The 1,076-nt window shown below is 75.9% G+C and carries 2 protein-coding genes; one reads left to right on the top strand and one right to left on the bottom strand.

The window, feature by feature from the left end; genetic code table 11:
* Positions 1 to 451, bottom strand: a 451-nt coding sequence (locus DQW06_RS28110) for a hypothetical protein (RefSeq protein ID WP_370449154.1), incomplete at its 3' end; no start/stop codon positions are given.
* Positions 452 to 686: 235 nt separating this feature from the next.
* Between DQW06_RS28110 and DQW06_RS28105 the strand changes: the two genes are divergently transcribed.
* Positions 687 to 1,076, top strand: a 390-nt coding sequence (locus DQW06_RS28105) for an alpha/beta fold hydrolase (RefSeq protein WP_117199614.1), incomplete at its 3' end; no start/stop codon positions are given.

Raw genomic sequence — 1,076 nt, 5'->3', positions numbered from 1 at the left:
GGCCCCCGGCACTCCCGTGGCCCCCGCAGCAGCACCCCTCCTGCGCGTCGTCCCCGGAGCCGCCGGTTCCGGCCACCACGCTCTCGGGCGCCTCCCCGACCATGAGCCCGAAGACCACGTGGTCGAACAGGAACGCCCACCGCTCCCGGGGCCGGTGCCCGCGCGCGTGGGCGAGGCCGAGCGCGGGGGCGACGGCCAGCTCGTACGCGCTCCAGACCGCCACCCCGAAGACCGGGCCGGCCAGCCGCCACCGCCTCACCCGGCGCGGCAGCAGCGCGAAGACGGTACCCGCCGCCGCCCCGTACCCCCAGTGCGCCAGCTCGATCGCGGCCTTCCTCCGCTCCGGGGGAACGCTCTCCAGCAGGGCGGGCACGCCCTCCGCCAGGACGGCCTCGGGCGGTGTGCGCCGCACGAACCCCGCTCCGACCTCCACCTGCCGCATACCGCTCATGGCCATCGCACCCGCGACACCCCGCACGGCCCCCCTCAACCACGGGTGCTTCGGAGGCGAATCCGACTTCCTGCCCATCACCTGGCTCCCTTCGCGCGCACACCCTTGCGTGTACCTCCCTGACCGCCCCGCGGCGTCTCCACACGCCTCGACGGGGGAGTGGGTTGAAGGCGGGGGCCCTGGGTAGTTGTGGCGACCACATGACCGGTGCCGAGGAGGTCGTTCGGGGGTAGGCATGGAGGCCCTCAGGGGCACGGACGGGGTCGGACGCGCGTCGATGGCCTGGTGGCACGTACCCGGACAGGGGCCGCCGGTGGTCTGCGTGCACGGCGCGGGGATCTCCTCACGCCAGACGCTGCCCGTGGTCAGGGCCCTGGAGGGAAGGACGCCCGCCTGGGCCGTCGACCTGCCGGGGTTCGGCGCGAGCACCGCACCCGACCACGCGCCCACGGTCACCGGACTCGCGGACTCCCTCCTCGCGTGGCTCCGCGTCCGCGGGATCGAGCGGCCCTGCCTGCTCGGGCTCTCCCTCGGAACGCAGGTGGTCGCCGAGGCCGCGGTGCGCGCGCCCGACGAGGTGGGGTCGCTCGTGCTGGCCGGGCCCACGACGGACCCCGGGGCGCGC

This window comes from Nocardiopsis sp. TNDT3 (genome assembly GCF_003427465.1).
GTDB classification, from domain to species: domain Bacteria; phylum Actinomycetota; class Actinomycetes; order Streptosporangiales; family Streptosporangiaceae; genus Nocardiopsis; species Nocardiopsis dassonvillei.
This window is presented reverse-complemented; position numbering and strand designations above follow the sequence as displayed.